The 14,470-nt window shown below is 41.4% G+C and carries 13 protein-coding genes; 8 read left to right on the top strand and 5 right to left on the bottom strand.

What is annotated here, in order from left to right:
* Positions 1-329: 329 nt before the first annotated feature.
* Both VF06_RS03595 and VF06_RS03590 read right to left on the bottom strand, forming a co-directional pair.
* On the bottom strand, positions 330-1,379 hold the full coding sequence (locus VF06_RS03595; protein WP_099067441.1) for an adenosine deaminase: 1,050 nt from the start codon (positions 1,377-1,379) through the stop codon (positions 330-332).
* A 147-nt stretch (positions 1,380-1,526) separates the two neighbouring features.
* Positions 1,527-1,805, bottom strand: coding sequence for a hypothetical protein (locus VF06_RS03590; protein ID WP_099076738.1), 279 nt, complete (start codon positions 1,803-1,805; stop codon positions 1,527-1,529).
* 360 nt (positions 1,806-2,165) lie between these two features.
* Here VF06_RS03590 and VF06_RS03585 point away from each other — a divergent pair, with 360 nt between their 5' ends.
* A complete protein-coding gene (locus tag VF06_RS03585) occupies positions 2,166-2,402 on the top strand; it encodes a hypothetical protein (protein ID WP_180267326.1) in 237 nt (78 codons plus the stop codon).
* Between the two features lie 269 nt (positions 2,403-2,671).
* On the opposite strand, the gene VF06_RS03575 is transcribed toward VF06_RS03585, so the two are convergent.
* The gene (locus tag VF06_RS03575; RefSeq protein ID WP_099067411.1) at positions 2,672-4,462 is read right to left on the bottom strand and encodes a CHASE3 domain-containing protein; all 1,791 of its coding nucleotides are present in this window, start codon (positions 4,460-4,462) and stop codon (positions 2,672-2,674) included.
* Between the two features lie 789 nt (positions 4,463-5,251).
* Here VF06_RS03575 and VF06_RS03570 point away from each other — a divergent pair.
* From VF06_RS03570 to VF06_RS03545, 7 genes are all read left to right on the top strand, one after another.
* Complete coding sequence (locus VF06_RS03570; protein WP_099067410.1) at positions 5,252-6,595, top strand: adenylosuccinate synthase; 1,344 nt, start codon at positions 5,252-5,254, stop codon at positions 6,593-6,595.
* A complete protein-coding gene (locus VF06_RS40255) occupies positions 6,588-6,743 on the top strand; it encodes a hypothetical protein (RefSeq protein ID WP_180267327.1) in 156 nt (51 codons plus the stop codon). The genes VF06_RS03570 and VF06_RS40255 overlap by 8 nt, the downstream gene beginning before the upstream one ends.
* A gap of 21 nt (positions 6,744-6,764) precedes the next feature.
* Positions 6,765-7,361 carry a 50S ribosomal protein L25/general stress protein Ctc gene (locus tag VF06_RS03565; protein WP_099067409.1) on the top strand — a complete coding sequence of 199 codons (597 nt, stop codon included), beginning with the start codon at positions 6,765-6,767 and terminating at the stop codon, positions 7,359-7,361.
* A gap of 218 nt (positions 7,362-7,579) precedes the next feature.
* Positions 7,580-9,121: a bifunctional aminoglycoside phosphotransferase/ATP-binding protein gene (locus VF06_RS03560; RefSeq protein ID WP_099067408.1), complete on the top strand. Its 1,542-nt coding sequence runs from the start codon at positions 7,580-7,582 to the stop codon at positions 9,119-9,121.
* Between the two features lie 217 nt (positions 9,122-9,338).
* Entirely contained in the window at positions 9,339-9,842 is a 504-nt protein-coding gene (locus VF06_RS03555; protein WP_099067407.1) for a hypothetical protein, read from the top strand.
* A gap of 137 nt (positions 9,843-9,979) precedes the next feature.
* On the top strand, positions 9,980-10,771 hold the full coding sequence (locus tag VF06_RS03550) for a YdcF family protein (protein ID WP_099067406.1): 792 nt from the start codon (positions 9,980-9,982) through the stop codon (positions 10,769-10,771).
* 296 nt (positions 10,772-11,067) lie between these two features.
* Entirely contained in the window at positions 11,068-11,289 is a 222-nt protein-coding gene (locus VF06_RS03545; RefSeq protein ID WP_099067405.1) for a hypothetical protein, read from the top strand.
* A 1-nt stretch (position 11,290) separates the two neighbouring features.
* Here the strand turns inward: VF06_RS03545 and VF06_RS03540 are convergent, their stop codons facing one another.
* Positions 11,291-11,512, bottom strand: a complete 222-nt coding sequence (locus VF06_RS03540; RefSeq protein ID WP_099067440.1) for a ferredoxin-thioredoxin reductase variable chain — start codon at positions 11,510-11,512, stop codon at positions 11,291-11,293.
* 655 nt (positions 11,513-12,167) lie between these two features.
* Positions 12,168-14,459, bottom strand: a complete 2,292-nt coding sequence (locus VF06_RS43345) for a carotenoid oxygenase family protein (protein WP_099067404.1) — start codon at positions 14,457-14,459, stop codon at positions 12,168-12,170.
* Between the last annotated feature and the right edge of the window lie 11 nt (positions 14,460-14,470).

Below are 14,470 nucleotides of genomic sequence, written 5' to 3'. Positions count from 1 at the left end.
AAAAGCGATTTTTGATAAATTGCTTGTGGGATTTTAAGCAAAAAAAATTTATGAATTCAGCAGTCGGAAGTCAGAATTCAGCATAAATTCTAGACGAATGGCAAATCAACAATCACTAGCAGGTGTTAATCCACATTTAAACCATTGCTGAATTTACCAATTCTGAATTCTGACTTCTTTATCTATAGGACTTACGCAAAAGTATGAATAAACTAACCGCATAGACGCGGTAGCGGCTTCCCGCAGGGTAGGACGCATTCGCGCAGCGTTTCGTCAGAGAAGGGCACGAAGTTATAAGAGTTTGAGAGAGTTGTTGCGTAAGTCCTAATCTAATTACTTTCGCTTAGTGCTAAAACTTTAGGTGATTCAAGTTTCAGCAATCCGTTCAATAAGGATACCGGACGTTGCCTGTAAGGCCAAGCAAAAGCATGGCGAAACGCTGCATCCTGACAAGCTTGGAGTTGTTCAAAACTAATAATGTCGTAAGTCAAGAGATTTTCATATTCCCAAGGCAAACGTACATTGTGTAAACCAGCATTATCAGTACAAATAGCGATATCGACACCGGCATCAAAACAACGGTCAAAAACTAATTTCAGTTGACGGATATCCTGTAATGTACCAGTTTTTAGATAAGTCGTTGGGCAAACCTCCAAACACTGCCCGCGTCTGGCTAAATCCGGAAGTAATTCTGGATACAATAAAGGAATTTGAATGCCGTGACCAATTCGCATCAGGTAGGGTAACAATTGGGGGTAACAACCGGCGGTAGTTTCAAATAAATGTCCGGTGGTGTTAACATCGAGCGATCGCGCATAATTATATAGACTAATCCATTCTTGGAGGCGATCGGCATAATAGCTATCACCCCCAGCTACATCTACTCCACAGACATAATCCTTATTTTGCGCTGCCAAATCAATAATCGCTTTGTTCACCTCATAAGGTAAACGCGTGTGCATACAAAGAATTTGGCTAGTAACAATGGGATATTCTGGCAAATGACTAGCTTTTCCTACCACTTGGACAATTTCTGCCATCTTGTCAATTCTGTCTGATTGACTCAGATGCTCCGGTGTCCGTAAATAGGGAGTGTAGCGCAGTTCTAGATAAGCCAAATTTTCAAAAATGTAAGCACCCCGCAGCAAGCGATAGATAAAATAAGGCAAAGTCTCCACAGTTTGGACGCTTTCTACCAAGGTGTGCAATTCTAGATACTCATCTAGGGTATTGCGTGGGCGGGTGTAAAAATCTTCAAATTCCGAATAGTCACCAAAGCGGGAAATCAACTCCGGAGAATGTCGCTCGAAATATCGCCACAATACTCTGGGTACGACCGAACCGCCTAGATGTCTATGTAATTCTGCATATAAAGCCATAATGGTATTTTTAGGGAAAAATTTTAATAATTGTAACAAAAACCATAGAGAAAAAAATCTCCTCTAACAGAAAAATTATGTAAATATACGTTAATTGATGCTAAATTTTGCACCAATTTATGTAAAAATTCTTTTGTAGTCAAGGTTTTAAGCAAAATACCTGATACCAGTGTCAGCAAATGCCACAACCTTTTTACCTGAGAACAGCAAACTACTGACGTTAATTTTGACAATTTTTTCTAAATACTTCTTCCAAATCCCATCTTTCTCATCCCCGCACTCCCCAATTAACCTTCTCCAGTAACCGATTCGAGTTAAGGGTATTTGTTGGTTGGGTTGGGGCAATACCTTACCCAACAAATCCGCAAAATGTTGGGTTGCCCTACAGCCGTTCTTAGCCTGTAGTCCATTATAACTGTCGCGCACCTTGCGGTATAAGCTTTTTAAACACCTTTGACTCTTACAAGGCTTGAAAACTTTGCTATTATTTAGGCATCCGCTAAAGTAAACCTTAAAACCCAAATACAGCAAAGCTTTCAAAGGTTAGCAAGGTTGCAAAACACTTTCTCCCTATAAGGGATTGAAACTAACTAACTTTTCGATATCCTTGCTTTCTATCTGAGCTTGCAAAAGACTTTCTCCCTATAAGGGATTGAAACACTTGAGACTTACTAAATCCCTGTAGGGATTGAAATTAAGACCATGTTAAAAAACACAAACCTAAAGAGTATCTCTAAAAAATTTCCTATAGCCAGAAATTGTGCTTCGTTGAAACAAAATGAGGCAATGAGAGCTATCGCATATAGTATGGATTTACTAATACCTGGTTTGTATATATGGCTACATAGTTTTAGCTTTCGCATTGGTGGAAGCATACCAGATGATATCCCTTATAAATATCCCGGTAAAATTCACGCTGATACTGGAATTGCTTTAGTATTACCAGGATATAGAATTTTTACGACTTACCAGGGTACTTATGACCCTAAACAGACATCAGATACAGGGGCTAACAGCTTTTAATTGTACGGTTCTCGACTCAAATACTTTTGAAACATTGATGACTCAGGCGGGATATTCAATGTCAAGTAGCGCACCTGCACAGTCTAATAGAATAAAAGTATGGTGGATTCATAACGAATACCCAAGAGTTGAGTCCGTATATAGTCCAGACAAGAGAATAGTAATAACGGCGTATCATGTTAACTAATATTAACCAATTTCTAACGCGAGCAGAAAGTTTTGGTCGATAGAGTTTTTCTAATCTGTAATACTTTCACTACCCCAATCAATTAGCCATCTCCAGTAACTGATTCGAGTTTCTGAGAAACCGAAGGGGTTTGTGTGGATGTTAAAGCAGGTAAGTACACTGTGAATTGAGTACCTCTGCCTACCTGAGTGTAAAGATTGACAAAACCACCGTGATTTTTAATAATATCTAGCGCAGTGGAAAGCCCCAAACCCGTACCTTTGCTTACGTCTTTGGTGGTGAAAAATGGTTCAAAAATTCGTTGTTGCACTTCCGAAGACATACCCATACCAGTATCAGTAACCACGATCGCAATATAAGAACCCACTTTGGCATTAATATTAATCTGGGCAGAATGTTCGCCGATCACAACATTTTCTGCTACGATTTTCAAGATACCGCCATCGGGCATAGCATCGCGGGCGTTGACGGCTAAGTTCATCAGCACTTGATGTAGTTGAGTTGCGTCTCCCCTGAGGTACCAAAGATTTTTGGGAATATCTATTTGGCAGATAATAGAATCAGGAAATGTTTGAGCGATGATTTCCTGGATTTCTGTTATCAGAGGCAGAATTTCGATGATTGTGCGTTTGTTTTCAATTCCCCGTGCAAAAGTCAAGATTTGCTTGAGCAAATTAGCACTGCGCTTAACGTTATTTTCTAGGGTTTGTAATACTTTCTGGCTTTGGGTGTCAGGAAACTTCTTTTGCAACAACTGAACTGACATTAAAATCGGCGATAGTAGATTATTCAAGTCATGGACGATACCGCTAGTTAGAGTACCGATACTCTCCAAACGTTGCGATCGCAAAAGTTGAGCTTCTAATTGTTTGTGCTGTGTAATCTCGGTATTCACGCTCAAAATGGATTTGAGTTGTCCATTATCATGCTGTAACAATATCCACCGACTTTCAACAATAATTTCCTTACCTTCTTTTGTTAGTTGATACAATTCACCCCGCCATTCACCAGTATTTATGACACTTAAGTAAGCATCTTCAAACTGTGGTGAAGTTCCTTGATACAAAAGTTGCTCAACATTTTTACCCACAGCTTCCTCAACTTTCCAACCGTAGAGACTTTGGGCACCTTGATTCCAAAATAAGATTTGGTTGTGGATATTTTGTACTATAATTGCGTCTTTTACTACATCTAGTAGTAACTTTTGTTCGCAAATTTTCTCTTCTGCCTGCTGGAGTTGTTTAACGTAATTACACAATAATTTATACAGTAAAGCTACTAACAGCAAATGTAAAATAAGGGTCATTAAAAATCTCATTACAGCTTTTTGGGAAATTGCTTGAGACTCCCGTATCTCTCGCTGTAATAAATTTTCCTCTGTTTTTAAATATTCAGAAATTAGCTGTTGAATTTCTTTGCCTATTTGCTTGTCTTGTTTAGACAAAATTATTTGTTTAGTTGCTGCCAATCCCTGGTTTTTTCTTAAGTAAATTTCTTGTTGCAGCGTGTTGAATTTGCTACTAATTTTTGAATTTAATAAATTAAACCACTGCTGTTGTTGAGGATGATTAGCAATTAATTGATTAAGGTTGTGGAGATGGCGATCGCTGTCTTTATACCCCCGATAATATGCTGTGAGAGCTTCTATATCTGATGTAATTAAATAATTCCGTTGGGCAGTTTCAGCATCTTGTAGAGTACTTTGTATAATTTGCAGTTGAGTAATAAATTTGTGAGAGTATGTCACAGATTCACGATTATCAATCAGCTTAATAGTGCTGTCATAGGTAATTAGAGTATTAGTAAATACAATTGATAATGCCAAAATAAATATTGCTTTGTGCTTTTGGACTCTAGACCATTTTTTCATCATGCGATCGCCCTTTTGTTGCCCATGACCTCCATGAGTGATAATTAGGCATTGAAAACAAATACTGAGAGTATTTGAACCAGTAGGAAAACACGGGTAATAAAATACAAGCTGTGAAAGTTGTAAATTTTTTTAATTTTGGGGATAATCATGTATACACAATAATCAAAAACCAAACCGCCAGTTTTTAATATATATTAATTTTTGAACTTACTAGCTGCTATTTGTCATTAGTTATTGTTAACTAATCAATGATAAATGACAGTTAATGATAATGGCGATCGTAGCCATAAAAAATTGCAGATACACACCTGATTGATTGCTTATGTCGAAAATTAGGGTATATTCCCGATTCATATTTTGCAGTGACATTTTATGGTGAATTACCCAATGAAAAGTACCTACAGTAATTCTATTTAATTAAAAAAATATTAGTCCTGACACTCACCAGTCAAGCTGTTTAAAATTTCAACAACTATATCTTTGCTTGTTGGCTGTTGACCGTTTACCGTTAGCTTTCAACAAGCCTCATAAGTGATTATGCTATTTAGATATGTCTTAGGGACTGCCAAGTAAAAAAATATTCCATTACTATTGTTGACTGTTGACGGTTCACAGTTAACCCATCCACTGGAATAATTTATTTTTTGGAGTTCCCTTAGCTTAACAGTCATCAGTCAACAGTCATCAGTCAACACACTGCTATATATTTTTTTGCGTAATTATTGACATTTTTTCCAAAACATGTTGATAATTATAGTTTGTGGAAACTTTACCTCTTAATATAAACGCTTGGCTAACGTAATTGTCATAGGTGCCCAATGGGGCGATGAAGGAAAAGGTAAAATAACAGACTTGCTCAGTCGGTCAGCAGATGTTGTGGTACGTTACCAAGGGGGTGTCAATGCTGGACACACAATTGTAGTCAAAGGTCAAACCTTTAAGCTGCATTTAATTCCCTCTGGTATTTTGTATCCGGATACTGATTGCATTATCGGCTGTGGCACAGTCATCGATCCACAGATTTTGATAGCAGAACTCGACCAACTAAAAGAATTAAATATTTCCACTGACCACCTGCTGATATCTGAGACAGCCCACGTAACGATGCCTTATCATCGGTTGATAGACCAGGCATCAGAAGAACAACGGGGAAGCCATAAGATCGGCACTACAGGTAGGGGCATTGGTCCGACTTATGCTGACAAATCTGAACGTACAGGTATTCGAGTTCTGGATTTGATGGACTCCGATGGGCTACGCGAGCAGTTAGAGTGGACGATAAATTATAAAAACGTCATTTTAGAAAAGCTTTACAACTTGCCGCCTCTAAATCCACAAGAGGTGATTGAGGAGTACTTGGGGTATGCAGAACGCTTGCGGCCTTATGTCGTTGATACATCAATAAAAATATATGATGCAGTTCAGCGACGGCGGAATATTCTGTTTGAAGGCGCACAAGGCACACTCCTAGATTTGGATCACGGAACTTATCCCTATGTTACCTCCTCCAACCCTGTAGCCGGGGGGGCTTGCGTTGGTACGGGGCTAGGGCCGACAATGATAGACCGGGTGATTGGGGTATCCAAAGCCTACACCACCAGAGTGGGAGAAGGGCCATTTCCCACAGAACTGGATGGAGAACTGGGAGAATTACTGTGCGATCGCGGTGCCGAATTTGGCACAACCACCGGACGCAAACGGCGTTGCGGTTGGTTTGATGCCGTCATCGGTCGTTATGCCGTGCGAATCAACGGTATGGATTGTATGGCACTGACTAAACTGGATGTCCTCGATGAATTAGAAGAAATCCAAGTTTGTGTCGCCTATGAAATAGATGGCGTCCGCAGCGAACACTTCCCCACCAGTTCCCGTCAATTTGCCAGATGTCGCCCCATTTATAAAACCTTACCAGGATGGAAAGTGTCAACAACCCACTGCCGCACCCTGGAAGATTTGCCACAACAGGCATTGGACTATCTAAAATTCTTAGCAGAATTAATGGAAGTCCCGATCGCGATCGTTTCACTAGGAGCTAGCCGCGATCAAACCATTATCGTAGAAGACCCCATCCACGGCCCCAAACGCGCTTTATTGCACGCCGATGGCACACCCGCCACGTTGCTGAGTGCGTAGGGAGTGGAGACTGGAGACAAGGGAGACAAGGGAGACAAGGGAGACAAGGGAGACGAGGCAAGGAGCAGGGGAAAATAATAACTCCCCAGTCACCAGTCAACAGTTAACAGTTACCACTCCCAATGCCCCATGCCCAAATGACAAATGACAACTGACAAAGGAAGGTTCTATGGCGATTACAGTCGAATGTAAAAAGCGACCAGAAGGTAGCAAGCCCAAAGCTTTGCGCCGTTCTGGAGAAATCCCGGCAAATTTATACGGTCACAAAGGTACAGAATCAATTTCTTTGACCATTGATGCCAAAACCGTTGAGCGCTTGCTCAAAAGAGCTTCAGTCAACAATACTTTGATTGACTTAAAAATTACCGATGTACCTTGGCAGGGTCAAGCTTTAATACGGGAACTGCAAGTTCATCCAGCAAAGGGTACGCCTTACCACCTGAGCTTTTTTGCAGTTGCGGGTCATGGCGACACCACTGTAGAAGTACCACTGCGTTTTGTCGGAGATGCTATTGGTGTTAAACAAGAAGGTGGTGTACTAGACACTGTTGTTACCGAATTGCAAGTCAGTTGTGCCCCTGAGAACATCCCAGAGGTAATTGAAATCGATGTCGCTAACCTGAAAATTGGTGACACTTTACATATCAGTGATATTTCTTTTCCTCAGGGTGTAACACCTTTAGCTGAATCAGAACGAGTTATTGTCAGCGTTCTACCACCGCAAATTAATGCTGCTGCTGAAGAAGAAAGCGAAGCAGCTTCTTGATGGCTAATGGGGGTGAAAACCCTCGTTTACCCACAAAATCCTTGTTGGAGACGTTGCATTGCAACGTCTCTATGTTTTTTTGAATAGCAAATTGGTGTTTGCTTGGTTTACAGAATTGCCATTCGGTAAACTATGTAATAATTTTTGATGTTACCAGGGGAAACTCTGGTTTTTCTATATTTGAACTGCAAAGGCGCAAAGAACGCAGAGGCTAAGAAATGACAGAAGTAACTCTTCCGGCTTTAATTGAGCAAATGTTGGAGCCTGGATTTTATCCCCACGAGGTAACAGAATCTATTCAACTCATTCAAACTCACGTTTCTTATGTGCTGCTGACTGGGGATTACGCTTATAAGTTGAAAAAGCCCGTTAATTTCGGGTTTTTGGACTTTTCGACTTTAGAGAAGCGGCAGTATTATTGTCAGGAAGAGTTACGGTTAAATCAACGGGGAGCAGGTGAGTTATATTTAGAAGTCTTGCCCATAACTCTGGTAGGGGAGCAATACCAACTAGGGGGAACAGGAGAAGCAGCAGAATATGTGCTGAAAATGCGTCAATTTCCCCAAGAATCACTATTAAGCACGATTTTTGAACAAGGTCAGTTACGTGAAACACTCCTAGATGAGTTGGGACGGATAGTGGCTCAATACCATGCCAAAGCCGAGACGAATGATTATATTCGCGGTTTTGGTGAAGTGCCAAATGTCCGAGCTGCCTTTGATGAAAATTATCAGCAAACTGAAAAATATATCGGTGGCCCCCAGACTGAGGCGCAATTTACACAAACAAAGGAATATACAGATCGGTTTTTTGCCGAACGTCCAGAATTATTTGCTAGCAGAATCCACAACGATTATATTCGTGAATGCCACGGGGATTTACACCTGAGAAATATTGCTCTGTGGCACGACAAAATTTTGCTGTTTGATTGCATTGAATTTAATGAGCCGTTTCGGTTTGTGGATGTAATGTATGATGTAGCGTTCACCATGATGGATTTGGAAGCACGGGGACGCAAGGACTTGGGTAATGCCTTTTTGAATGCTTACATCGAGCAAACTGGAGATTGGGAAGGTTTACAGGTATTACCGTTGTATTTAAGCCGCCAAGCTTACGTGCGAGCCAAGGTAACTTCATTTTTGCTAGACGATGCCAGTGTACCCCCAGCAGTGAAGGAAGAAGCAACACAAACCGCTACTGGCTATTACAAACAGGCTTGGGAGTATACTAAACCAAAACAGGGGCAACTCATTTTGATGTCGGGGCTGTCTGGTTCTGGTAAAAGTACAACAGCGAAACTTTTAGCTCGTCAACTAGGAGCAATTCACCTGCGTTCCGATGCAGTGCGGAAGCATTTAGGCAAAGTTGCACTGTGGGAGAAAGGGGGCGATGATTTGTATACACCCGAAATGACAGAGAAAACTTACACCCGCTTGTTGTCATTGGGAATTATACTGGCTAATCAAGGTTTTGATGTAATTTTAGATGCCAAGTATGATAAACAAAAGTTACGGCAAGAAGCGATCGCCCAAGCTACAAAAAACCAACTTCCTCTCCAGATTATCCAATGCACAGCACCCCTGGAAGTTTTGCAAGAGCGCTTAAATAAGCGCACTGGTGATATTGCCGATGCCACTGCCGATTTGTTAGACTCACAACTCAAGCAAGCTGAACCCTTCACCGAAGAAGAAAAAACATACGTAAAGATTTTGGATACAACTCAGCCACAAGAGGCACTATTAAAAGCAGTGATTCCCTAATAAGTGTGCCAATTTTAGATTTTAGATTTTAGATTTTAGATTAAAAAGAACTTCAGTACTTCTGTAAAGGAGCAACCTGTAGACGCTGTTCCTAGTGAATCCAACAAATCCAAAATCCCAAATTTAAAATCCCATACTTTATGATTTGCTGAAGCTGCACTGTTTCAATCCAAAATTCCCCTTGGATTCCCCAAAATCTCAAAATCCAAAATTGATTATGGCAGACAAAAAAAACGACTTTTTTACTATTTCTCCTAGCTTCTTTTCTCAGCTATTATTTGGCGCATTTTTAACATTTATATTAATCATGACCGGTTCGCCAGTCCCCCTAAGCATCTTCTTAGGAATTTTGGGGGGCTTTATCCTCACCTGGATTACAAGTGCAACCAATAATAGTCCTCAACCTCCAACAGTAGCCTCCTCTGATGGCGTTGATACAGGATTGAAATACTGGTTATTTTTCATGCTTGGTTTTGTATCTTTGGGATATCCAGCACCCATGAGTATTTTCCTGGGTGCAATAGCCGCCTTGGGTGGAGGATGGATTACTGCTTGGTGGGGAAGTAAAGAAGAAGCTAAAACTCAATTGGAAGTTGAAGAATCAGAAGAAACTGAAATTCAAGAATCCAACCAAAGGATCAACAAACGCCAAAGAAGAAGACCCACCCGCCGTTCCCGTCGTACCAGTGGAAGTATTAATTTTAGGTTTTGGCAAAGATAGGGATTGGGGATGGGGCATTAGGAAGGGGGAAAGGGAAAGGGGTAAGGGGGAAAGGTTAAATTTATCCCTTTACCCTTTACCCTTTAACCTTTAACCTTTTCCCCTACCTCCCTATTCCCCAGTCCCTAATACCCAATATGTTTTTATATCTTTCCAAATTACTACCACTATTTTTTTACCCACTAGGACTGGCTTGCGTCAGTTTGATAGTAGCTTTAGTCACATTGTGGAAACGACCGCGCATTGCTGCCATTGCCATTACTTTGGCACTAACTTTACTACTGTTTTGTAGTAATGCCTGGATTGCTAAATCGTTAGTGCGATCGCTAGAATGGCAAAATCTCACCACCACCGAAATACCTAATGCAGAAGCGATTGTGGTGTTGGGTGGCGCTACCAAATCAGCTTTCCCTCCAAGACCTACTGTTGATTTGAGCGAATCAGGCGATCGCGTCATTTACGCCGCCCAACTTTATCGGCAAAAAAAAGCACCCATAATCATCCTCAGTGGCGGGCGCATCGATTGGCGTGGTAGCGGTTCCCCAGAATCGGCAGATATGGCCACAATCCTCACGTCTATAGGTATTCCATCCCAGGCAATTATCCAAGAACCATTATCTTTAAATACTTATGAAAACGCTGTCAATGTCCGAAAAATTATTGAAGCGCGTGGTATCAAAAAAGTATTATTAGTAACTTCAGCAATGCATATGCCGCGATCGCTCAAGATTTTTCAACGTCAAGGAATTAACGTGATTGCCGCACCTACTGATTTCCTCGTCAGTGAAGGGGAACTGCAAGAACTCGGCAGCACTCCCAAAGCCGCTATACTGAACCTATTACCAGATACCGATAACCTGCACCAATTTACCACAGCTTTAAAAGAATATATTGGTTCTTTCGTCTATTGGTTACGTGGTTGGCTTTAATTTAGTTAGGAGTTGAAAGTGAGGAGTTAAAAGTTGAAAGTGAGGAGTTAAGAGTTGAAAGTTGAAAGTTATTAATTATCAAGTTAGGAGTTAGAACTTATTAATTATGAGTACAGTAATTACTACAATTGCAGGCTCCTAATTCTCAATTCCTAACTCCAAACTTCTAACTTTTCAATTCCCAACTCTTAACTCCTAACTCCTAACTCCCAACTCCTAACTCCTAACTCCCAACTCCTCACTCCTAACTCCTAACTCCTAACTCCTAACTCCTAACTCCTAACTTTATTAAGATTATGTCTAAAAATTTACCTTATATTATTCCCTCGCCTCCACCTCAAGTTGAGGAAAGCTTTGCCGTTTACCAAACAACCCATCAGTTTTATCATGAAGTTCAGACACGGGAAGAGTTTCGGCGTTATTGTGAATGGTATTATGCTACAGCAGAACGCAACCGCCAAGACTTACAAAAAATGCGCGGCGAACTGAATATTTTCCAGTGGTTTCGCCGCCGTTGAATTAAATAACTTCTAACTCATTTTCACGCAAATGAGCTTTGAATTTTTTAGTAAACTGGACTAAAATCGGCAGATTAGCGCTTACAGGTCTACCTTGCCATTGAGTGACAATATCTATGACTTCGCCTTCTGTGCCTTTGAGGTCAAAAGGCTGATTTCGATGTTCTGGATGATGATAGATTACCACCGAATCTTTAACGCGCACGCGATCGCCAACTTTCATAACAACATTTACACCTTGCATTTGCTTTTCCACAAGTATCTGCTACAAAATATATGATTAAATCGCCCAAAATTTGATTTAATCAGCTATTTCTTGACGCTTCATAGGGGGGCGACGGCGCATTTAACCCTCCGCGTCCAGGCACGTTTTAGCCATCCGTGCATACTTTTCTTAGTTTTTTGCCGCGTTGGCGTATATCGCCCTCACCCTCCGCTTTCACCCCAAAACCAGGGAAACGAAAAAATCAAGCGATATCAGATGTCCTGACTGCTTTGGCAAGACATATAACCTTTTTATCTTCACTCCAGGATGTTCCTTAGGTCAACTCTCTCACCAATTTTCACCCATAACAAATAGACTTCTCTTAGAAGTCGGGAAAAGGGGAAGGGGAAAGGGGGAAAGGTTTGGTATTTTGCCTTTTCCCAATAAAGATGTAAGTAGGCCGATGTAAATAATTATTGTTGGGATAAGGCAGTTCTTGCTGGGAGCAGGGAGCAGGGGGAGAAAGAGTTTGAGCCTTATTTACTTTTCTTTACATAGTTTGGTTTTATTTCACCGACTTACTTATCCCTTTGACCACAAGAGTCTAAAAAGCACTTTTGCACTTTTACTCCAGAAAACAGTTTGACAAGGGGCTAAAATTGAGGTTTGGTTTCTAGCTAGGAGTTGCTACAAGTGCTTGAGAAATCCATGTAGCATGAAATCCGTAAGGAACGCGCCCAGGCATAATTACCCGCGCCACAGGTTCGGATGTAAAGTTTTGGGCATCAATAACCAGTAATTCAGACTGCTTGGCTACCGCGTCCCAGACCATCGTCAGCAACCAACCATTGTCTTCAGTACTAGCACCGGGGCGAGGTGCAAACGCACTATCACCACCAAAGCGCCCACGTCCAAATTCATGCACTTGGGAGCTACCAGTTTCCAAGTCATACTTAATCAGACCATCCAATAATAGTCTGGGTCTCATATATGTTGCTTGCCGTGAAGCATACATATAACGTGTTTTCCGCCCCGTGAAATCATCGTTGATGCGGGGAAATTCTGTAGCAACATCATCTAAAGGTTCTTCTTTCACAACACCCGTCACTAGGTTGATTCGATAGCGATACAGGCGGAATTGTTCAAACTCAGTTTCCCCACCTTCACCTTTGTCTTCTTGAGGAATAAACAGATAGGTATCGGGTGTTCGGGTAGCCAAGAGTACCACCTCGTCACCTTCTTCCCAAGCATTGCCCACATGGTAGAGCATACAGGCAGAAACCTTAAACCAACGGATTGTTCGATTATCCCCGTGGCGGGGTAGGATACCGATACGGCTGGGGTTTTGAGCCTCAAATTTAATAGGTAGCTGACCTTGCATGATTCGCATCGGTTTGAAGGTGAGCGGCATATCTAGGAAGATGGTGTAGTGTTCAGTAATGGCAAAATCATGCATCATCACCGGGGCTGGTATATCAATGGGAACGGTGCGCTTTAATTCCCCTTCTTTGGAAATGACACTATATTCAAGATAAGGTGGAGCGATGGGTGCGAAGCCGAACACAATCATTTCACCCGTCACTGGGTCAATTTTGGGATGTGCTGTAAAGGTGGAAGCGAGTTTGTCGTTAAAGGTATATACGCCAACAGTTTCTAAATCTGGAAGCCGGATTTCATAGGGTGCGCCAGCTTCCCACAAAGCCAATAATTTACCAGCATGGAATACACATGAAGTATTGGCGGTATTCTTCATCATCAAGCCGTGGGGTGCGTCAAACCTTGGCAAGTTTAGCAGTCCAGGCCAAATTGCTTTGGCTTGAGTTTGCTCGACTTTAAACCCATCTGTGCGGATGTAACGGTTGCGGTAGCTAGCTTTGCCATTGCTCATCTCTACACAGTGGAGCATTCCATCTCCATCTAACCAGTGATGAAGTCCTGTAGGCTTAAATTGGGGATTGGGGCCGTTGCGGAGAAACATCCCTTTTAATTCTTTGGGAAGTTCGCCTTCTACTATGAGATTATCAGCAGTGATTTCTTTTTTGACTGGAGCGAAGTTGTCAGTTAAATAAAGCTTCGCCATATCATCCGCGAGAGTTTTGATATTCGCAGTGAAGCTGAAGCGACTGATCGCTTGGTAGGGAACGCGAGCATAATAGCCAGTCCCTAAAGCTGTTTGATTAACCATTGACGATCGCTCCATCTGAACTACGCCCGCCAGGAATTTGCTATCAAGCATCATGCTCATGAATCGACGCTGTAGAGTCAGTTGGCGGCTGGAGTTGTTCCCTATGTCTGTGGCTGTCAGCTCTTTTAAAAGTTCCTTTTCCTCACTATCCAACTCACCATCGCTATGCATCAGTGAGTTTATAGCTTCATACAACTCCTGAAAATCTTTGTTTTCACTATTTAAATAGGTTTGTAACCAGCCATAACATTCTTCTAGCGGTACTGGCCGATCGGACAATAACAAGGATTTAATCTCTGGATCGTCAGCCAGTCCTTTCTCCTTTGCCATTCGTTGCAAGAATTCTTGTTCTCCTGGTTCGAGTTCTCCATCGATCCAGGCAATACCAACGAGGAGCTTTAATAATTGCTTATCATCTTTTGCAGCTTTTTCTCTACTTGCAAGTAAGATAGCTTGGGGAATCGCTACATTAAAATGCTCATGATTTTTTGCATTATTACGAATAGTCTTTTCGCTGCTGTACAAGATTTTACTCTTATCAGGTGTTTTGACTACAATATATAAATCGGGACTGCTTTCAAATATCTCAAATTTGCCTTTAAAATCTGCTTCGGAGTATGCAATTTCAAAAGCTCCATCGCTATTAGTTTTTGCTTGCCCTAATTTATCGTTCTTAACAACATCTTTGTCAAAGGCTTCGATAATTAAGTTAGGAATACCACAATTACTTTCGGCTTCGTAAATTCGTCCACTAACCTGAAAAAGCTTGAGATTATTCATGATGATTTAAA

Origin of the sequence: Nostoc linckia z4, assembly GCF_002608075.1 — a bacterium.
Taxonomy (GTDB): Bacteria; Cyanobacteriota; Cyanobacteriia; order Cyanobacteriales; family Nostocaceae; genus Nostoc; species Nostoc linckia.
This window is presented reverse-complemented; position numbering and strand designations above follow the sequence as displayed.